Origin of the sequence: Sphingobium tyrosinilyticum, from assembly GCF_042654265.1 — a bacterium.
GTDB classification, from domain to species: Bacteria; Pseudomonadota; Alphaproteobacteria; order Sphingomonadales; family Sphingomonadaceae; genus Sphingobium; species Sphingobium tyrosinilyticum.
In genome coordinates this window covers 12,921-31,029 of the sequence record NZ_JBHSFZ010000005.1, presented here as the reverse complement: position 1 = coordinate 31,029, position 18,109 = coordinate 12,921, and the positions used below count along the sequence as shown (strand labels likewise).

20 protein-coding genes and 1 pseudogene are annotated in these 18,109 nt (G+C 63.3%); 12 read left to right on the top strand and 9 right to left on the bottom strand.

Annotated features, from left to right (window positions below; all coding sequences use genetic code 11):
* Positions 1-1,059, bottom strand: coding sequence for a substrate-binding domain-containing protein (locus ACFO3E_RS03525; protein WP_380802541.1), 1,059 nt, complete (start codon positions 1,057-1,059; stop codon positions 1-3).
* A gap of 153 nt (positions 1,060-1,212) precedes the next feature.
* Positions 1,213-2,466, bottom strand: a complete 1,254-nt coding sequence (locus ACFO3E_RS03520; protein WP_066524591.1) for an ATP-binding protein — start codon at positions 2,464-2,466, stop codon at positions 1,213-1,215.
* Positions 2,467-2,564: 98 nt separating this feature from the next.
* On the opposite strand from ACFO3E_RS03520, the gene ACFO3E_RS03515 reads away from it, so the two are divergent.
* The 4 genes from ACFO3E_RS03515 to ACFO3E_RS03500 are packed head-to-tail and all read left to right on the top strand — an operon-like array spanning position 2,565 to position 5,186.
* The gene (locus ACFO3E_RS03515; protein WP_066524589.1) at positions 2,565-2,999 is read left to right on the top strand and encodes a hypothetical protein; all 435 of its coding nucleotides are present in this window, start codon (positions 2,565-2,567) and stop codon (positions 2,997-2,999) included.
* Positions 3,000-3,058: 59 nt separating this feature from the next.
* The gene (locus ACFO3E_RS03510; RefSeq protein WP_066524588.1) at positions 3,059-3,343 is read left to right on the top strand and encodes an HPr-rel-A system PqqD family peptide chaperone; all 285 of its coding nucleotides are present in this window, start codon (positions 3,059-3,061) and stop codon (positions 3,341-3,343) included.
* Positions 3,340-4,203, top strand: coding sequence for an HprK-related kinase A (locus ACFO3E_RS03505; protein ID WP_380802538.1), 864 nt, complete (start codon positions 3,340-3,342; stop codon positions 4,201-4,203). The genes ACFO3E_RS03510 and ACFO3E_RS03505 overlap by 4 nt, the downstream gene beginning before the upstream one ends.
* Entirely contained in the window at positions 4,200-5,186 is a 987-nt protein-coding gene (locus tag ACFO3E_RS03500; protein WP_380802536.1) for a nucleotidyltransferase domain-containing protein, read from the top strand. Before ACFO3E_RS03505 ends, ACFO3E_RS03500 begins: the two co-directional genes overlap by 4 nt.
* A 69-nt stretch (positions 5,187-5,255) precedes the next feature.
* Here the strand turns inward: ACFO3E_RS03500 and ACFO3E_RS03495 are convergent, their stop codons facing one another.
* The 5 genes and pseudogenes from ACFO3E_RS03495 to ACFO3E_RS03475 all read right to left on the bottom strand — a co-directional run bounded on the left by ACFO3E_RS03495 (position 5,256) and on the right by ACFO3E_RS03475 (position 9,777).
* Positions 5,256-5,828 (bottom strand): arsinothricin resistance N-acetyltransferase ArsN1 family B, encoded by a 573-nt coding sequence (locus ACFO3E_RS03495; protein WP_066524583.1) that lies wholly within the window; start codon positions 5,826-5,828, stop codon positions 5,256-5,258.
* A 21-nt stretch (positions 5,829-5,849) separates the two neighbouring features.
* On the bottom strand, positions 5,850-7,205 hold the full coding sequence (locus ACFO3E_RS03490; protein WP_380802534.1) for an amidohydrolase: 1,356 nt from the start codon (positions 7,203-7,205) through the stop codon (positions 5,850-5,852).
* Positions 7,206-7,468: 263 nt separating this feature from the next.
* Positions 7,469-7,719 (bottom strand): annotated as a pseudogene (locus ACFO3E_RS03485) (opacity protein); the annotation flags it as partial.
* A gap of 91 nt (positions 7,720-7,810) precedes the next feature.
* Positions 7,811-8,602 carry a 3-hydroxybutyrate dehydrogenase gene (locus tag ACFO3E_RS03480; protein WP_066524580.1) on the bottom strand — a complete coding sequence of 264 codons (792 nt, stop codon included), beginning with the start codon at positions 8,600-8,602 and terminating at the stop codon, positions 7,811-7,813.
* Positions 8,599-9,777: a patatin-like phospholipase family protein gene (locus ACFO3E_RS03475; RefSeq protein ID WP_066524576.1), complete on the bottom strand. Its 1,179-nt coding sequence runs from the start codon at positions 9,775-9,777 to the stop codon at positions 8,599-8,601. Before ACFO3E_RS03475 ends, ACFO3E_RS03480 begins: the two co-directional genes overlap by 4 nt.
* 145 nt (positions 9,778-9,922) lie before the next feature.
* Here ACFO3E_RS03475 and ypfJ point away from each other — a divergent pair, with 145 nt between their 5' ends.
* On the top strand, positions 9,923-10,798 hold the full coding sequence (gene ypfJ / locus ACFO3E_RS03470) for a KPN_02809 family neutral zinc metallopeptidase (protein ID WP_066528619.1): 876 nt from the start codon (positions 9,923-9,925) through the stop codon (positions 10,796-10,798).
* 20 nt (positions 10,799-10,818) lie between these two features.
* On the opposite strand, the gene ACFO3E_RS03465 is transcribed toward ypfJ, so the two are convergent.
* Both ACFO3E_RS03465 and ACFO3E_RS03460 read right to left on the bottom strand, forming a co-directional pair.
* Positions 10,819-11,154, bottom strand: a complete 336-nt coding sequence (locus ACFO3E_RS03465; RefSeq protein WP_066524574.1) for a hypothetical protein — start codon at positions 11,152-11,154, stop codon at positions 10,819-10,821.
* Positions 11,155-11,220: 66 nt separating this feature from the next.
* Positions 11,221-11,412, bottom strand: coding sequence for a hypothetical protein (locus ACFO3E_RS03460; protein ID WP_066524572.1), 192 nt, complete (start codon positions 11,410-11,412; stop codon positions 11,221-11,223).
* Positions 11,413-11,480: 68 nt separating this feature from the next.
* Between ACFO3E_RS03460 and ACFO3E_RS03455 the strand changes: the two genes are divergently transcribed.
* From ACFO3E_RS03455 to ACFO3E_RS03425, 7 genes are all read left to right on the top strand, one after another.
* Positions 11,481-14,201, top strand: a complete 2,721-nt coding sequence (locus ACFO3E_RS03455) for a bifunctional [glutamine synthetase] adenylyltransferase/[glutamine synthetase]-adenylyl-L-tyrosine phosphorylase (protein WP_197486308.1) — start codon at positions 11,481-11,483, stop codon at positions 14,199-14,201.
* Positions 14,185-14,646, top strand: coding sequence for a thioredoxin-dependent thiol peroxidase (gene bcp / locus ACFO3E_RS03450; RefSeq protein WP_066524570.1), 462 nt, complete (start codon positions 14,185-14,187; stop codon positions 14,644-14,646). The genes ACFO3E_RS03455 and bcp overlap by 17 nt, the downstream gene beginning before the upstream one ends.
* Positions 14,643-15,452, top strand: a complete 810-nt coding sequence (locus tag ACFO3E_RS03445) for a ferritin-like domain-containing protein (RefSeq protein WP_066524566.1) — start codon at positions 14,643-14,645, stop codon at positions 15,450-15,452. The genes bcp and ACFO3E_RS03445 overlap by 4 nt, the downstream gene beginning before the upstream one ends.
* A 107-nt stretch (positions 15,453-15,559) precedes the next feature.
* Positions 15,560-16,282 (top strand): M23 family metallopeptidase, encoded by a 723-nt coding sequence (locus ACFO3E_RS03440; protein ID WP_380802528.1) that lies wholly within the window; start codon positions 15,560-15,562, stop codon positions 16,280-16,282.
* Between the two features lie 81 nt (positions 16,283-16,363).
* The gene (gene erpA / locus ACFO3E_RS03435; protein WP_066524564.1) at positions 16,364-16,690 is read left to right on the top strand and encodes an iron-sulfur cluster insertion protein ErpA; all 327 of its coding nucleotides are present in this window, start codon (positions 16,364-16,366) and stop codon (positions 16,688-16,690) included.
* A 65-nt stretch (positions 16,691-16,755) separates the two neighbouring features.
* Positions 16,756-17,529, top strand: a complete 774-nt coding sequence (gene xth / locus ACFO3E_RS03430) for an exodeoxyribonuclease III (RefSeq protein ID WP_066524562.1) — start codon at positions 16,756-16,758, stop codon at positions 17,527-17,529.
* 66 nt (positions 17,530-17,595) lie between these two features.
* Positions 17,596-18,105 carry a DUF2239 family protein gene (locus ACFO3E_RS03425; RefSeq protein ID WP_066524560.1) on the top strand — a complete coding sequence of 170 codons (510 nt, stop codon included), beginning with the start codon at positions 17,596-17,598 and terminating at the stop codon, positions 18,103-18,105.
* Positions 18,106-18,109: the final 4 nt, after the last annotated feature.

Here is an 18,109-nt window from a genome sequence, read left to right as displayed (position 1 = left end):
TTATTTCAGCTGCGAACCGTCGAGAACGGCAAGCGACTTGACCGTTTCGGCGCTCGCCTTGCGAACATCGTCCGGCGCAGCGACCATGCCCCGCTTGGTGAGCGCGCCATCGGGATTCCAGTTGGAAGCGAAGGTGTTGAGGAACGCCTGAAGACCCGGGATCGCTGTCATGTGCGCCTTTTTCACATAGATGTAGAGCGCGCGCGCGCCGGGATATTTGCCGGTGGAGACGGTTTCGTAGGTCGCTTCGACGCCGTTGATCGTGACGTCCTTCAGCGTGTCCTTATTCTCTTCCAGGAAGCTGTATCCGAAGACGCCGAGCGCGTTGGGATTAGCGCCCAGCTTCTGGACGATCAAATTGTCATTCTCGCCCGAGTCCACATATTTGCCATCTTCGCGAACGCGGGTGCAGGTGGCCTTGAACTCGTCCTCGCTCTTTTCCTTGAGCGCCTTCATGGCCGGATCGGTTTCGCAGCCCTTCGTCAGGATCAACTCGGCCAAGGAATCGCGGGTGCCGCTGGTGGACGGCGGGCCGAACACGCTGATCGGCGTGGCGGGCAGGCTGGGGTCCACATCCTTCCAAGTCTCTGCCTTGTTCGGGCCCTTGCCATAGGGGTTGGCGGCCAGCGCTTCATAGACGATCTTGGGCGTCAGCTTCAGGCCGGGGCCGTTCTTCGCCTCGGCGAAGGCAAGGCCATCGACGCCGACCTGGATTTCGATGATGTCCTTGACGCCATTCTTCTGGCAGTCCTCGAACTCCGACTTCTTGATGCGGCGTGAGGCGTTCTCGATATCGGGATATTGAGCGCCAACGCCCGCACAAAAGAGCTTCATGCCGCCGCCGGTGCCAGTCGATTCGATGATTGGGGATTTCATGCCGGGATTGCCCTGCACAAACATCTCCGCGATCGCCGTGGCGAACGGATAGACGGTGGATGAGCCAACCGCCCGGATCTGGTCACGGGTGCCGCCAGCGCCGCCACCAGAGGACTGATCGCCGCAGCCGGCGAGCGTGAGTGCGGCCGCGGCGCTCGCGGCGAGCAAGGCGAAATGCTTCACGGGTAATCTCCTTTGTCAAAAGGCCGCGATTCGCAGTCGCCGCCCCCCTCTGGGCACGCGCCGTAGCCGCGGTACATCGCGCCTTTGTGACAGTCCAATTGCACTTTTATGACATAGCGGCCTGGAGCCATGGCTGCAGGCGGAAATTTTTGGTCAATGCTTTGATGTGGCGACTTTTTCTTCAGGGGCCATCGGCGGCAGCAGGACGGTGATGCTGGTGCCCTTGCCCAAGATGCTGGCAATGTCGAGCCGGCCGCGATGCCGTTCCACGATATGCTTGACGATCGCTAAGCCGAGTCCGGTGCCCCCGATCGCGCGGCTGCGGCCCGAATCCACGCGGTAGAAGCGCTCCGTCAGCCGCGGCAGGTGATCCGGTCCGATGCCTTCACCTTCATCGGCGACGCAGAGCCGGGTCATGCCGCTTGGCCCTTCAGTCAGGCTGACGCGGATCGGCGTGCCAGCCTTGCCATATTTGACGGAGTTGCCGATCAGATTGTGGAGCAGTTGCGACAACTGCGCCCGGTCGCCGGCCACCGAGGGGAGCGCGGGATCGATCTCCATTTCCACCTCGCGGCCGCGATCGCCATGGCTGGTGCGGAACACGCCGACGACTTCTGCCACCAGCCCGGACAGATCGACCGGGCTGTCGGGGACACGATATTTCTCCGCCTCGATGCGGGATAGGGAGATGAGGTCGTCGATCAGTCGCTGCATCCGGCGCGCTTCCCCATCCATGATCTTCAGGAAGCGCTGGCGCGTTTCGTTGTCGCGGCCGAGATCGGGGTCGGCCAGCGTTTCGATAAAGCCCAATATCCCGGCGAGTGGTGTGCGCAGTTCGTGGCTGGCATTGGCGACGAAATCGACCCGCATTTTTTCGGCGGCATGTGCGCCGCTATGATCGGCGAGGTGGACGAGGCGGCGAATGGAGCCGTCGCTCCCCACCGGCGCGATCCGCATCTGCCAACGCTGATCGCGGGTGCCCAGGCCCACCAGCTCCAGCATCACCGGCTCCGCCATTGGGGCGAGGCTCGCCAATCGTTCGGCGGCGGCGGGGTGGCGGATGGCGATGCGTGCGTCTTCCCCTTCGATATGCGCGCCGAGCAGCCGTTGGGCGGCTCGGTTGGCGCGGATGATCCGCCCGCGCTCGATCAGCATCAGTGGATCGGCTATGCCCTCCAGCAGGTCGGCAAAGTCGGGGTGGACAACGATGTCCGCGCTCTCCTCAGCAGGCGAAGGCGTGCTTGGCTTGGGCGCTGGCCCCTGCGAGGTGATCAGGAGGATCGCCAGTCCCGCGAGGACAGGCAGGGCGATCGCCCAGACGGTTGCGCCTGTCAGCAACGCGCTTCCGGTCGCCAGAAACAGCACGGCAAGCGAAGCGGTGATTTGGGAAATGGTCAGTCGATTCATGGTTACCATGCTGGATTATTGGCCGCTTTGCTGCGATGGCTGGCGCAATAGCGTGGATTCTTTACGCTTTGGCAAGGGCGATAGCGGATCAAGAGGATATGAGCGAGCAATTGCCAGAACCGCATGTTTCCGATCCCGCCGCTGCTGGTGCGGGGGAAGACTATGGTGGCGCGCCCTCGCGTCGCCAGTTGCTGATGGGTGGAGCCGTCGCTGCTTCGGCGATCGTGTCCATTCGCCCCGCGCTGGCCAATACGGCGGCGTCCGTTCTCAACTGCACCATTCCCGTGCCGGATCAGGGCCGGGCGGGCAATTATGTCGCGCCTAATGGACAGCTGGTTCCTGCGGGGACGGCAGGGGCATTCCCGGCCCAAGGCCGCAGCTATACTGGTGAGCAGGTCAAGCAAGCGCTGCGCGGCGGGCGGCTGCCCGGCACAAGCTACGAACAGAATCAGGCCTATCTGAATTATATTCGGCGGCTCCAGTCGGGTACGAGCGGCTTTACCTGCTACGCATCGTTGCAAATGCCGCGTTAGGCACCTGCTTACTCCTTCGCGCTACAGCGGAGCGACGCCAGATAGTTTAAGGGCAGGTCGTGACCGCAGAGCGCCGTTATCATCAGGACAGCAACGCCGCCTTGTGCGTGCTGGAGGATATCACGCTCCTCTACCATCGGTCGTCGGGGCAGACGCATATGGTGATCAGCCCGGTTCCCGAGATATTGGACGCGCTGGGCGAGGATGACTCCCCCGTAACGGCTGCGCAGGTGCATGCGCGGCTGGAGCGGCGCTATGACCTGGGCGAACCGGAGCAGGCGATTGCAGAGATCGAAGCGCATCTGGCCGGACTGACGGCCCTTGGTGTTGTGCGGCGCGCATGAGGCATCAGCTTTCCCTGAAGATCGGGCCTGCGTCCTTCCGCATCGGCTCCGCCTGGCGGCAGCCGGTTGAGCTGTTGGCGGCGCTTTATGACGATTATCCCCAGGTCGATGGCGATGTGGCTGATTTTACCGTTCGTCTGGAGCCGACGAGCCTGCTGCGGCGGTGGGTGCGGCCTTCGATCTTCATCACTGGCGACCATGGCCTGGCCGATGCCGCGCCCATGAGCCTGGCCCATGGCCTGCTGGCGGCGGAGATGGGCATGAACCTGCAGATGGCGTTGGGGTGGCGGCGGCATCTGCTGCTGCATGCGTCGAGCGTTGAGAAGGACGGACGCGCGCTGGTGATGACCGGCGAATCGGGTTCCGGCAAATCGACTCTGGCTGCGCAATTGGGCGAGCGGGGCTGGCGGCTGATGGGTGACGAGTTCGCCTTGTTGGACCTTGTCAGCGGGGCAGTGTTTCCTTTCCCCCGCCTTGTATCGCTGAAGAATGGCGCGATCAGCGTGATCGCGGCAGAGGCGCCTGACAAGCGGATGGGGCCGCTGCTTGGCGGAACGGCGAAGGGAGACATACGCCATCTCGTGCCGCGCGCAGATGCGGTGGGACGGATGGGGGAAGGGGCGCAGCCTGCGCTGCTGCTGTTTCCCCGTTTTGGTCATGGCGCGGACGTGCGGCCGGTCGGGCAGGGGGAAGTCTTCATGCGGCTGACTCAAGCGTCCACCAATTATGTCGCGCTGGGAGAGGCGGGCTTTGGCGCACTCACTCGCTTCGTACAGGGCGTTCCGGCGCGGGCGATCGATTTTCCTTCCGGGGATGCGGCGATCGCCATGGTCGAACGGCTTTGGGAGGAGCTTGCATGAGCGGGGCGGCGCTGGTGCGCGCTTTGCGGGAGCCTGTAACGGTGGCCAGGCTGGATGCGACGGCGTGGAATGCGCTGATCGCGGCGGCGCGGGCGGAGCGCTTGATCGGAACGCTGGCGGTGAGGGTTGATGCGGCGCAGGCACCCCAAGCGGTCCGGCCGATACTGGCGGATGCGCGGCTGGATGCGGAGCGGGAAGCGCGGCAGGCATTGTGGGAGGCTGACCGAGCCGCCGAAGCGCTGGGTGCGCCGGTGCTGTTGCTCAAAGGGACCGCATATGTTGCGGCGGGGCTGACGGCGGGCGAGGGGCGGTTCATTGGCGACCTTGATATCCTGGCGCCCCGCGAAATGATGAACGAAATAGAGGAAAGATTGAAGGCGGCGGGCTGGGAATGGGTAAAGGAGGATGCCTATGACGATGCCTATTACCGGCAGTGGATGCATGAACTGCCGCCGATGATCCATCGGGAGCGGGACCGGATGATCGATGTGCATCATACGATCCTGCCGCTGACGGCGCGGCAGAGCCCCGATGCCGAGGCGATGTTGGCCGATTCCGTTTCGATAACAGAACGATTATCTATTTTGTCGCCCGAGGACATGGTCTGCCATTCGGTCGCGCATCTGCTCGCGGATGGGGATATGGCGGGCGGCTTGCGGAACCTGTGGGATATCCATTGCCTCTTGGAGAAGGCGGACCTGGGGCGGCTGGAAGAGCGGGCGGAGCGGCATGGGATCAGCCGCCATGTTGCGCAGGCGCGGCGGCTGGCGGCGGTGCTTTATGGTCGCGGGCGGGGTGAGCGGCTGACGCTTTGGGATCATGTGGTGATGTGGCGGTTGCTCGCTCGGGATGGGTGGGGGCGCGAGACGCGCAAGCTGCTGCGCTTTGCCTTCTATGTGCGCTCGCACTGGCTGCGGATGCCGCCGATGATGCTGGCGCGGCATCTAGTGACGAAATGGCGCAAGGGGCACCGGCCGGTTTAGGATGGTGCCGGGCCTTAAGGCGGGGTTGGTGAGCACCCCCGCGACAAGCTCAGGGCAAACGGAAGCACCTTAACCGGCCAGATGGGGAACGATGTCCTGAATGTTGGCCAGCGCCGAGAAGGGCGTGGGCGGAGCCGTGGGTCGAGCGGGCGGTGAGATGGTCATGCCCATCCACATCACATCATGCCACTGGCCGAATTTGAAACCGACTTCCCGATAAATGCCGACTTCCCGCATGCCGATAGCGCTATGGATGGCGACGCTCGCCTCGTTGGGCAGGGTTATGCCTGCGAACAGCGCATGATAGCCCTGATGACGCAATAGAGCGATCAAGGCGTCGTACAAATTTCGGCCGATGCCCTGGCGGTGATGATCGGCAGCGAGATAGACCGATATGTCCGCCGACCAATTATAGGCCGCGCGGCCAATATGTGGTCCTGCATAGGCATAGCCGACCGTCTGGCCGCCCATCTCGGCGATGAGCCAGGGGTAGGCGGGGAGGCAATTGGCGATCCTGGCACTGAACTCTTCTGCGGTAGGAGGCACGGTTTCGAACGAGATCACGGTTTGCGAGACATAGGGCGCATAGATCGCCGCGAGGGTCGCGCCATCCTCCACAACGGCCTTGCGTATCGTCAGCATCCCTATCTGCCCCGCCGTTGATTACCGCTCCAATATATTCAGCGCCAAAACCGTCATCGCTTCGCTGGCGGTCGCTATGACTTTGTCCGCTTGAGGCGCCCAGAAGGGGCTGTGAAGTGAGGGCAGGGTAAGTTGGCCAGCGGCAGCTTTTGCCATCTGGTCTGGCGGGACGCCGCCGACCCAGAAGATGAAGCTGTTGATGCTCTTGTCCGCCCGATAGTAGCGGCCGAAGTCTTCGCCGCCCATGGAGGGCTTGGCCTCAACCACCCGGCCTTCGGGGAAATGGGTCGTGAGAAGGGCGGCCATCTGGTTGGCGAAGGCGGGCGGATTGTAGGCGGCGGGGGTGAATTCATCCTTCACCGATATGACGGGCATGCGATCGTCAGGCACGCCAGCGGCAATCGCCTCGCCCCGCGCGATGCGTTCGATGCCCCGGATCAGCTTTTCGCGGGTTTCGTCCGAATAGCTCCGGACGGTGAGCAGCAGCTTCGCCTCATCGGGGATGATATTGTGCTTGGCCCCGGCAACGAAGCTGCCGACAGTTACCACTGCAGGGTCGAGCGGGTCCTGTTCGCGGCTGACCAGGGTTTGCAGCGCGCCAACGATACGCGCGCCCAGCACGATCGGGTCCTTCGCGGTCTGCGGATAGGCGCCATGGCCGCCGGTGCCGCGCACTACTATGTCCACGCTATCGACATTGGCGAGGGCGTAACCCGGCGTGTAGCCGATCACGCCCGCCTCCAGATTAGCGGCGTCGTGGAAGGCGAGCGCATGGGTGGGGCGGGGAAAGCGCGTGTATAAGCCATCCTCCAGCATCAGGCGCGCCCCGCGGCCGACTTCCTCCGCAGGCTGAAGGATCATGACGAGCGTGCCCCGCCACCGATCCTGCATCGAGGAGAGGAGGCGGGCGGTTTCGATGAAGGCGGTCATGTGCGTGTCGTGGCCGCAGGCGTGCATGACGCCGGTTTCCACGCCACCCGCCGTTTTGGTGCGGACCTTCGACGCGAAGGGAAGGCGGGTCTGTTCGGTGACGGGAAGGCCGTCCATGTCGGCGCGGATGAGGAGGACGGGCCCATCGCCATTTTTCATCACGGCAACCACGCCGTTGCCGCCGACCTTTTCGGTCACGGTGAACTTCAGGGCCTTCAACCGGCGGGCGAGCTTGGCGGCGGTTGCGCTTTCCTGCTCTGATAATTCAGGATTGGCGTGAAGATCGCGGTAGAGCGCCATCATGCCATCCATGTCGCGCGCGATGGTGGCGGCGATTTCGCTGGAGGACGCAGGGGCAGCAGCCGGAACGGACGAAGTTCCGGTCTGCGCCGTGGCGGCGGACGAAAGGCTGGCGGCGGCCATGATAATCCACAACGCGTGACGCACTGGCTATTCTCCCTGTTATGCAGGGGAGCATAGGGGGAATTTTCCGGCTGTTAAGGGGGTGTCTGATGGGGGCCGAGGTGCCTGCTTTTGCTGGCATGACGGAGGCGCGTTCGACCGAACGGGTTTGGAGAGAGGAATGTCCTTCGAGAAGCTCTGGGCGAACGGGAAATTCAGGGTCAGGCCGCAATGGGCCGATGTTCCGGCAACGAAAAAGCGTCCGTCCCGTGCAGGACGGACGCTTTCCCCTGATCGCTATGGGAGGATTAGAAGTGGAAGATTACGCCAGCGGTCGGACGGAAGCTGTCGAAATCATAGGTTTCAGTCTGAAAACGCAAGCGGATGCCGCTGTTGCCGATGATGCCGCCAAGGCCAATGTCCTTGGGACCGACTTCCACGCCAGCGCCGTACATCCAGTCCTTGCGGTTGGGCCAGCCTTGCTTACCATTGACCCACTGATAGCAGCCGACGCGAAGATCATGCTGCTTTCCCCAACGCGCGCGCCGAAACGGCCTTGTTTCAAGTTGCCCGAGGAAAATGGAGCCGCAGGGGATAGTTTCCGTCCAATAAAACAAAAGCTTCCGGGCGTGGCATATTTGCCACGCTGCTTATTGGGCCGTCCAGCCGCCGTCTATGCTCATATTGGCGCCAGTGATATTGGCGGCGGCATCGCTGCAAAGGAACAATGCCATGGCGGCGACTTGATCCACCGTCACGAATTGCTTGGTCGGCTGCCCGGCGAGCAGCACATCATTCATCACTTGCTCCCGCGTCATGCCGCGCGCCTTCATCGTGTCGGGAATCTGATTTTCGACGAGCGGCGTCCAGACATAGCCAGGGGAGATGCAGTTGGCGGTGATGCCGAAAGTGGCGAGCTCCAGCGCCAGTGTCTTGGTCAGGCCCGCAAGGCCATGCTTTGCGGTTACATAGGCGCTCTTGAACGGCGAGGCGGTCAGCGAATGGGCGCTGGCGGTCTGGATGATGCGGCCCCATTTTTTCGACTTCATATAAGGCACGGCGAAGCGGGAGGTGTGGAAGGCGCTCGTCAAGTTGAGCGCGATGATGAGGTCCCACTTCTCGACCGGAAAATCTTCCACCGGGGCGACATGCTGCATGCCCGCATTGTTGATGAGGATATCGACGCCGCCAAATGCGTCGGCGGCTTCCTTCATCATCGCCTCGATCTCGACGGCTTTGGTCAGGTCATGGCCGCTATAGAGGGCTTTCCCGCCGCTCGCCTGTTCGAGCGCCTGCCGTTCCTGTTCGACCGCCTGGGGATCGCCAAAGCCGTTGATGACGATGTTCGCGCCTTCGGCCGCGAGCGTCTTTGCATAGGCAAGGCCGATGCCGGAGGTGGAGCCCGTAATCAGGGCGGTCTTTCCAGCGAGGGACTTGCTCATGCATTTTTCTCCTTGAGGTGATCGGGCGCATCGAGGTCAAAAGCGGCGCTTTTTCCATTCATGATGTTGCGGGCGATAAGGTCGCCCTTGTGCATCACTTCCTCCACCGAATCTCGGCCCTGGCTCCAATGGTCGAGCATGGTGGAACGGGAAAATTCGAAGTCGCGCGCGCCGCTTTCCCAGGCGCGGCTGCGGTAGATGAGGTGGACGATGTTGATGGAGCCGCGCTCCAGATATTGGCGCAGGCGCTGGGCGTCTGGATCATCCTTCAAGTCCGGCGGCAGCTTGTCGAGCAGGGTCTTGATCGTCTTATGCTCGCGGCGGAGGCGCAGATATTGGTCGGTGACCTGACGCGTCCGGCTGGAATATTGGATGTCCTTCGCGCGCGAATAAACGTCTGTCATCTGGCGCGGCTTGGGACCTTCGGCGGGGAAGAGATCGACCTGGAAGACCAGCATGTCGTCGGTCTGATGTTCCAGTACATGGGCGAGCGGCGTGTTGGACACCAGGCCCCCATCCCAATAGCAGCGGCCGTCAATCTCGATGGGGGGAAGGCCCGGCGGCAGGGCGCCCGACGCCATGATATGGCGCGCGTCGATGCGGGTGGGGCCGTGGGGATCGCGCGTGTCCCAATAGGCGAAGTTGCCGCTTTCCACATCGACCGCGCCCACCGATAGCCGGACGGGTCCGTCATTCAGCAGGTCCCAATCGACACAGGCATTGAGCGTGTCCTTCAGTGGTGCGCTGTCATAGAAGCTGATCGCGCCCGACGAGCCCTCCGGCATCATCATGCTGGGCCAGAGGCGCGGGCGGAACATGCCGGGGACGCCGAAGGTCGCGACGGCTCCTGCCGCCATCAGATGGGCGGCTTCGCGGATATGGTCGATTTCGGGCAGGATGACATTGGGGAGCCCGCCCGAGACCGTGAGCCAGAATTTCTTGAGGCGACCGAGGCGACGGTGCGGAGGGTTGCCCGCGATGATTGCGGCATTGATTGCGCCGATCGAAATGCCCGCAACCCAAGTGACGTCGATGCCGAGTTCGTCGAGGCGCTGATATACACCCGCCTGAAAGGAACCGAGCGCGCCGCCGCCCTGCAGCAGCAATGCGACTTCGCGCGGCAGGGGAAGCGGCGTGCCCGCGCGACGGGGGATGGTGGGATCGATATCGGCCATGACGCAGTGCAATATAGTGATGTGTCGGCGGGTGCCAACTTAATGTGCTGTAACAATCGGTCGAACCGAGGCAACCAATGCCATATCGCAACCGTTCCAACCGTCCCGCTCATGCGGTATGTCAGGTGAGGAAAGCGAGAGCGCCATGCGATTGGACGACGAACGGGAAAGCTCCAACTTTGAAGTGCAGAGCGGCCGCGGCGGCGGTTTCGGCGGCGGTCTGGGGGGTGGCCTGGGCATGCTGCTGCCCTTCATCGGCAGCCGTTTCGGCTGTGGCGGAATCGTGGTGGCGCTGATCATCCTGGCGGTGATGGGGGTCAATCCGCTGAGCCTGATAGGCGGCGGTGGCGGGCCGCAACAGAATGTCTCGGTCGATCGCGATCCGCAAAAGCTGAATGAAATCCAGCATTGGTCGCTCAAGGTGTTGGGTTCGACCGAGCGGGTTTGGGGGCAGGTGTTCCAGGAAGCGGGCCAGCAATATCGGCCGACGGTCCTGTCTTTCTATTCGCAGGCGGGCGCGTCAGGATGTGGCGCGGCGCAAAGCGCCATGGGGCCCTTTTACTGTCCCAATGACCAGAAAGTCTATCTGGACACCGACTTTTTCACCGAATTGCGCCAGCGTTTCGGCGCGCCTGGGGATTTTGCCCAAGCCTATGTGATTGCGCATGAGGTCGGCCATCATGTGCAGGACCTGGAGGGCACGCTGGGCAAGGTGCAGCAACGGCAGCGGAGCGTTGGTGAAGAAGAAGGCAATGCGATGCAGGTTCGAGTCGAACTGCAGGCGGACTGCTATGCGGGCGTTTGGGCCAAGCGCACCGGCCTTATGGAAGCAGGGGACCTGGAGGAAGGCATGACCGCAGCGCAGGCGATCGGGGATGACACCCTGCAGAAGGCGGCGGGCCGCCGACCGGTGCCGGAGAGCTTCACCCATGGGTCGAGCGAGCAGCGGATGATCTGGCTTCGCAAGGGGCTGGCGACCGGTGATCCGGCGCAATGTGATACCTTCGCCACGGCGCGTTAAGCACGCGGGTTCTGGCTAGATCAGGATGGCGTGCTGTCGGAAGTTGCTTCGACCGCGCCGTCGCCGCTTGCGCCTGCAGCAGGAGCGGCGACTGCCGGGAGGCCGTTGCCGGGGGAGAGGAAGGGCTTCCCCGCGTCGGGCATAGGCTGACCGAAGGCGGCGGCATCGGGCTCCGGAGCAGCCGGGACAGGCATGGGGGCGGGCTGCACGACGGGGGGCGCCTGCACTGGTGATGGGAGGACAGCCGAAGGAGCGGCGGAAGGCTGCACAGGCGCGTGCGGGGCGATACCCTGAACCGCCAGAACGATAATAGGCGCGGCGATCAGGGTGATGGCGGCGAAAGCCTTGTAGTGCATGCGGACGCATCCTGAAAAATGACGCGCCGATCCTAATATTGGCTGGTAAATAAAATGCTGCGGTTATCAGTTGCCATCGAGCTGGTTTAAAAGATCCAGCATGTCGTCGGGCAGACTGTCACGCCCCGCGCGAAAAGTGGATCGCAGCGCGTTGCCAACACCTTCATAAGGCTGGGGCAAGCCGACCGTCAGCAGGCGACGATGGGCACCATCCCGCCTGTCCGCCGACCGGCCGACCGATTTGCGCTGCATTTCCATACTCGTACAACGGGCGGATCAGGGAAAAGTTTCTGGCGTTCATCGCACGCCCAAGCGATAGCGCCGATATGACGGGAGAGAATGGCGTGACGGACTGGACGGCGGTGGCGGGGCGGATACGGGCGCATTCGCCTTTCCTCGCGAGGCAGATGGATCGTTTTCCGGCAGTCACCGATCTGCTGTCGAGCGGCGATTTCGACGCAGCGCTGGCTGCCGCGCACACGGTGGCTGCGCCGGAAGACGGCATCGCACAGTCGCTGCGGCGGCGCAAAGGCGCGCTGGCGCTTGTCACGGCGGCGGCAGACCTGTCAGGTGCGTGGGATCTCGACCGGGTGACGCGGACGCTATCCGACTTTGCAGATCAGGCGCTGGACCAAGCGATAAGCGCGGCCTTTGCCGAACGCTATCCTGGAGCCGAGCCCAGGGGGTTCGTCGTGCTGGCGCTGGGCAAGCATGGCAGCCGCGAACTGAATTATTCATCCGATATCGATCCGATCCTGCTCTACGACCCTACCAGCCTGCCGCATGGCGAGCGGGAGGACCCGGCTGACGCAGCGGTGCGGATCGGGCGGCGGGTCAGCGAATTGCTGAACGCGCGCGATGGCGACGGCTATGTGTTCCGCGTTGATCTGCGGCTGCGGCCTTCTCCTGAAGCGACGCCGATCGCGCTGCCGGTGGAAGCGGCGATCGGCTATTATGAGACGATGGCCCTGGGATGGGAGCAGGCGGCCTTCATCCGTGCGCGTCCGGCGGCGGGCGACCTGGCCCTGGGCGACTATTTCATGCAGCAGATTCGCCCCTTTGTTTGGCGGCGGAGTCTGGATTTTGGCGCGATCGATGCGATCACCGATATTTCGCGCCGCATCCGCGACCATTATGCGCAGGGACAGGCGTTCGGGCCGGGATATGACTTGAAGCGAGGCCGGGGCGGTATTCGCGAAGTCGAGTTTTTCGCGCAGGTGCACCAATTGATCCATGGCGGCCGCGATCCGGCGCTGAGGTCGGGCAACACGCGCGAGGCGTTGCGCGCGCTGGCGGCGGCGGGGGTGTTCGATGAGGATGTGGCGCGCAGGCTGGACGAAGCCTATGTGCTGTTCCGCACCGTGGAGCACCGGCTTCAGATGGTGGAGGATAGGCAGACGCATGAGTTGCCCAAGACAGCCGAAGCGATGGACAATGTCGCGCGGCTGCATGGGTTGGATGATGGCGCGGCGCTGCTTGACCTGTTGCGGCCGCATGTCGTCTGGGTCGGGACCAATTATGATCAATTGACCCCTGCGGAGAAGGACGAGTCCCTTCCGCATGATGAGGAACGGCTGGCGGAGCAGCTTACCGAGATCGGTTTCGCCGATCCGCAAGCGCCGGTTGCGCGCATAGGCGGCTGGCGCACGGGCAAGATTCGGGCGCTGCGCAGCGCGGCAGCGCGTGAGGCGCTGGAGGAATTGCTGCCCGGCCTGATGCGCACGCTTGCCGCCGCGCCCGATCCGGTGCGCGCGCTTAACCGGCTGGACGACCTGATCGGGCGGTTGCCGAGCGCGATCAACTTTTTCAAGCTGCTCGCTGCGAGGCCGGGGCTGGCCGAACTGATGGTCGAACTGCTCAGTCACGCGCCGACGCTGGCCGATGCGCTGGGGCGGCGAGCGGAACTGCTCGACGGCCTGATCGATACGTCGGCCTTTGATCCGCCGCCGCCGGTGGCGCAGCTGGCCGAGCAATTCTCTCAACTCGAAAAGGGTGAGGATTATCAGGCGCTGCTGGACCGGGTGCGGCAGCGGGTGAATGATCGGCGCTTTGCGTTGGGCGCGCAGATCATTCGTGGCGGCGATCCGCTGGAAGCGGGGCGGGGCTATTCGCGCGTGGCGGAAGCGGCGATCGAGGCGCTGGTCAGCGCGACGATCGCGGAGTTTGAAACTGCGCATGGCAAGGTGTCAGGTGGCGAGATGGTCATATTGGCGCTGGGGCGGCTGGGCGGCGGTGTTCTGACCCATGCGTCGGACCTGGATCTGGTCTATCTCTTCACCGGCGATTTCCTGACCGAGTCCGATGGTCCCAAGCCACTCGGCGCCACGCAATATTTCAACCGGCTGGGGCAGAGGATCACCAACGCGCTGTCGGTGCAGACGGCTGCGGGGCCGCTATATGAGGTGGATACGCGGCTGCGGCCTTCGGGTGCGCAGGGCTTGCTCGCGGTCAGCCTGGACAGCTTCGCCAAATATCAGCGCGAGGAAGCCTGGACCTGGGAGCATCTGGCGTTGACGCGAGCGCGGCCGATATTCGGATCGACCAAGGCGCGCGCGGCGCTGGGCGCTATCCTGACCGAGACGCTGGAGCGGTCGCGCGATTTTCCGGAGCTGGCGCGCAATGCGGTGAAGATGCGCGGCGACATCGCCAAGCACAAGCCGCCGGCCAGCGAGCTGGACGTCAAGATGGTGCCTGGCGGGCTCGTCGATCTGGAGTTCCTGATCCATGTGACCCAGTTCCGGCACAATATGGCGTTCAACCCCGATCTTCGCGCCGCGCTGGAGCAATTGGTGGCCGCGGGACATTTGCCGGGAGAACTGATCTCCGCGCATGATCTGATCACGCGCTTCCTGATCGTGTCGCGGCTGGTGTCGCCCAAATCCACTGAACCGCCGGAAGCCACGCGGCCGGTGGTCGCGCGCGCCTGTGGCGTCGAAAGCTGGGACGCGCTGCTTGAAAGCTATGACGAGGCCCGGCAAAGGGTGCGAGATGCCTGGGCGGGGCTGGCCGCGCCCTATGTGGAGGAAGATGATGCTGGAAGTCGGTGACACGCTGCCCGACGTAGCGCTGAAGGATGCCGACGGCGGCGATCTCACGCTGGCGCGCTATCGCGGCAAGCCCATTGTCGTTTATTTCTATCCCAAGGCGGACACGCCAGGCTGCACCAATGAGGCGAAGGATTTCACCGAATTGGCGAGTGAGTTCGTTGCATTGGGTGTGCCGGTGGTCGGCGTGTCCAAGGATAAGCCGGCCAAGCTGAAGAAGTTCGCCGACAAATATGGTCTGTCGGTCACCCTGGCTTCGGACGAGCCGGGCGATGCTTGCGAAGCCTTTGGCACCTGGGTCGAAAAGTCGCTCTACGGTCGTAAATATATGGGCATCGAGCGGGCGACCTTCCTGGCGGACGGAGAGGGGAAGATCCAGCGGGTCTGGCCCAAGGTGAAGGTGAAGGGGCACGCCGCCGAAGTGCTGGAGGCGGCGAAGGCGCTTTGATCCTGCCGGATGAGATTGAAAGCGTAGGTGCAGCCTGCGCCCATGTGCTGACGACGCCCGACCCGCGGGCCAAGCTGATGGCGGCCCGCGCGGTGGCGCGTGCGTGGCGGCAGGGGCGGCTTGCGCATCGCTTTGATGTGGTCATGCCTGACCGCCCGGCCCGGCCGGGCACGCCGCTGTTGCTGCCGCCGAACCAGATGCCCAAGCGGGGCAAGATCGGTTCCGAGCGAGCGCGGATCGCCATGCTGCATGCGCTCGCTCACATCGAATTCGTCGCCATCGATCTTGCTTTCGACCTGATCGGGCGGTTCGGCGCAGAATTTCCGCGCGACTTTACTAGTGACTGGATGCGCGTGGGCGCCGAAGAGGCGATGCATTTCGCGCTGCTGGATCGGCGGCTGCGGCAGCTGGGTAGCGGATATGGCGCGCTGCCTGCGCATGACGGGCTATGGCAAGCGGCGAGCGAGACGGCGCATGACGCGATGGCGCGGCTGGCGATCGTGCCGATGGTGCTGGAAGCCCGTGCGCTCGACATCACACCGGCCACGATCGAGCGTTTCGAAGGGGCAGGGGACAGGCAATCAGCCCGAATGTTGCAGCGCATTATGACAGATGAGATTCGGCATGTTTTGGCCGGGACGACATGGTTCAGCCACGCCACGAACCGAGCCGGGCTGAACGCCGCAAATCATTACCAAATCCTTGTAAAACGCCATTTTCGCGGGGGCTTGAAGCCTCCGTTCAACGACTCGGCGCGTCGGCAAGCCGGTTTAACGCTGGATTTTTACAGCGCGCTTGCACAATGAAGCGCGAGATGTCCTTTTGGTGATGCGGGTGGCGACTTGTGGTCGCATTGGTCAACACGGGGAGCGCCGAGAGGCTTAAAGCCTCCGGTGAATAAGTCGGGGTCGGCATGTTGTTTCTTCGTTCAATGAATGCGCGCAGCGCGCCATGGTTCCAGGCTGCGTTTAAAATGGCGGGAGTAGTTGGCATGGCGGGCGCACTTTGCGCCGCGGTCCCGGCTCAGGCCAAAAATAATGCCGACGATCCTTATGGCGACGCGTCGGAAATCAACAGCAGCGCGCTTGGCCCGGCCGATGTGGGCTTTTCCAATCTCTTCTCCAGCCTGCAGCGGCTGGACGGCGACGCCAAGGTTGAGAACAACATCCCCTCTGGCCGCCCCGTTCAGAAGCTTTCCCTGACTTCCAATTTCGGCGTCCGTTCCGATCCGTTCAACGGCGGCGCGCGGATGCACAAGGGCATCGATATTCCGGGTCCGGTCGGCACGCCGATCTATGCGACCGCCGATGGTATCGTCAGCCGCGCCGGTTGGGCGAGCGGCTATGGCAATCTCGTCCAGATCTCACATGGCGGCGGTCTTGAAACCCGCTACGGCCATATGTCGAAGCTGATTGCTGCCCCGAACAGCTATGTGCATCGCGGCCAGCTGATCGGCCTGATGGGCTCGACGGGCCGTTCCACCGGCAGCCATCTTCATTATGAAGTGCGCGTCGATGGTCAGGCGATCAACCCGATCCCCTTCGTTGTCGGTCCCGATGTTCTGGTGGCGATGAACACCAAGCCTCCCGTTGCCATGGGCGGCCCGACCAAGGCGCAGGAAAAGGTGGCTGAATAATCAACCCCACTCCGTTCGTCTTTTGCAAAGGCTCGGCGCCCATGGGTTGCCGGGCCTTTTGCTTGATCCTATCTAGGCATCATGACCGATATTGACCTGACCTCCTCCGCCGCCGCGCGGGTCGCCGCCATTGCCGCCAAGCAGGGCAAACCCGCGATCCTGCGCCTTGCCGTCGAGGGCGGCGGCTGTTCGGGCTTCCAATATCGCTTCGGGCTGGCCGAGACGGTCGAAGCTGACGATGTGGCGGTGGAGCGTGACGGCGTGACGCTGGTGGTGGATGACGTCAGCCTGGACTTGGTGCGCGGCGCGGCGGTGGATTTCGTGTCCGACTTGGGCGGCGCGGCGTTCAAGGTGACGAACCCCAACGCGACAGCCGGATGCGGCTGCGGGTCCAGCTTTTCGATTTAATCTCTGGCCCTCCCTTGTCGAAGGGCTGCACTTCTCTCTAGGGATGCGCGGGAGGAGAACCGGCCATGCGCATCGCGACCTTCAACATCAACGGCATCAAGGCGCGGCTGCCCCGCCTGCTGGAATGGCTGAACGAAACGCAGCCCGATGTCGCCTGCCTGCAGGAGATCAAGACTTCCGACGAAACCTTCCCGATCAAGGATATCGAGGAGGTTGGCTATGGAGCGATCTGGCATGGGCAGAAGGGGTTCAACGGCGTTGCCATATTGGCGCGCGGCGAAACGCCTGCCGAGATACGTCGCGGCCTGGAGGGTGAGCCCGAGGATGAGCATAGCCGCTATATCGAAGCCGATGTGAAAGGGGTACGCGTTGCCAGCATTTACCTGCCCAATGGCAATCCTCAGCCGGGACCCAAATTCGACTATAAGCTGCGCTGGATGAAGCGACTGCGCGATCGGGCTTCGCAGATTTGGGCGGAGGAAGTGCCTGCCATCCTTGCGGGCGACTATAATGTGATCCCGCGTGACCGGGACGTTTATGCCGTGAAGGCCATGGCCAACGATGCGCTGATGCAGCCGGAAAGCCGCGCGGCCTACCGGCGTTTGCTGGGCGATGGCTGGACCGACGCTATCGCGAGCCGCCATCCTGCGGGCGGGGTGTGGACCTATTGGGATTATCAGATGAACGCCTGGCCGCGCGACGCGGGCTTTCGGATCGATCATCTGCTGTTGAGCCCGGCGGCCGCCGACCGCCTGGTCGATGCGCAAGTGGACAAGGATTTCCGCGGGCGGGAAAAAGCGAGCGACCATGCGCCGACCTGGGTGAAGCTGAGCGAATAAATTTATCCGGGTCTTATTGACTATATATTATCCGGGTGATATTCTTTGCGTCGAAGGAGATTCGGCGTGGCGCGGACATATACGGCATTTTCAGGCGAGCTTTGGATCGCCACCGGCGACGAGGATGAAGTGCGCGCGGCGTTGCGGGCGATGGGTTATGATGCCCAAAATCTTCTGCTGTTCGATGATCTGACGGGCCGGCAGATCGACCTTGACCTGCGCGAACCTGCGCAGCGGGGGCGAGGACGGCCCAAGATGGGCGTGCAGGCGCGGGAGGTCACGCTGCTGCCCCGCCATTGGGAATGGCTCGCGACGCAGGCAGGTGGCGCGTCCGCCACGTTGCGGCGGTTAGTCGAACAGGCGCGCAAGGCTTCAGAAGGGCAGGTCACGCCGCGCGCTGCCATGGACGCGGCTTATCATTTCCTGACCGTGATGGCAGGCGACCGGCCGGGCTATGAAGCGGCCATCCGAGCGCTTTATGCCAAGGATCGTGCGCAGTTCGAGGCGCAGACGGCTGGCTGGCCCGCTGCCATTCGCGAACATGCGCTGGCGCTGGCGAGCCCCGCCTTCGACTGAGCGA

Bases quoted from the DNA above. Each gene is read 5' to 3' on its own strand.
- ACFO3E_RS03520 (WP_066524591.1), bottom strand. From the start codon at position 2,466: ATGAATCGACTGACCATTTCCCAAATCACCGCTTCGCTTGCCGTGCTG.
- ACFO3E_RS03515 (WP_066524589.1), top strand. From the start codon at position 2,565: ATGAGCGAGCAATTGCCAGAACCGCATGTTTCCGATCCCGCCGCTGCT.
- ACFO3E_RS03505 (WP_380802538.1), top strand. From the start codon at position 3,340: ATGAGGCATCAGCTTTCCCTGAAGATCGGGCCTGCGTCCTTCCGCATC.
- ACFO3E_RS03500 (WP_380802536.1), top strand. From the start codon at position 4,200: ATGAGCGGGGCGGCGCTGGTGCGCGCTTTGCGGGAGCCTGTAACGGTG.
- ACFO3E_RS03495 (WP_066524583.1), bottom strand. From the start codon at position 5,828: ATGCTGACGATACGCAAGGCCGTTGTGGAGGATGGCGCGACCCTCGCG.
- ACFO3E_RS03480 (WP_066524580.1), bottom strand. From the start codon at position 8,602: ATGAGCAAGTCCCTCGCTGGAAAGACCGCCCTGATTACGGGCTCCACC.
- ACFO3E_RS03475 (WP_066524576.1), bottom strand. From the start codon at position 9,777: ATGGCCGATATCGATCCCACCATCCCCCGTCGCGCGGGCACGCCGCTT.
- ypfJ (WP_066528619.1), top strand. From the start codon at position 9,923: ATGCGATTGGACGACGAACGGGAAAGCTCCAACTTTGAAGTGCAGAGC.
- ACFO3E_RS03465 (WP_066524574.1), bottom strand. From the start codon at position 11,154: ATGCACTACAAGGCTTTCGCCGCCATCACCCTGATCGCCGCGCCTATT.
- ACFO3E_RS03460 (WP_066524572.1), bottom strand. From the start codon at position 11,412: ATGGAAATGCAGCGCAAATCGGTCGGCCGGTCGGCGGACAGGCGGGAT.
- ACFO3E_RS03455 (WP_197486308.1), top strand. From the start codon at position 11,481: ATGACGGGAGAGAATGGCGTGACGGACTGGACGGCGGTGGCGGGGCGG.
- bcp (WP_066524570.1), top strand. From the start codon at position 14,185: ATGCTGGAAGTCGGTGACACGCTGCCCGACGTAGCGCTGAAGGATGCC.
- ACFO3E_RS03440 (WP_380802528.1), top strand. From the start codon at position 15,560: ATGTTGTTTCTTCGTTCAATGAATGCGCGCAGCGCGCCATGGTTCCAG.
- erpA (WP_066524564.1), top strand. From the start codon at position 16,364: ATGACCGATATTGACCTGACCTCCTCCGCCGCCGCGCGGGTCGCCGCC.
- xth (WP_066524562.1), top strand. From the start codon at position 16,756: ATGCGCATCGCGACCTTCAACATCAACGGCATCAAGGCGCGGCTGCCC.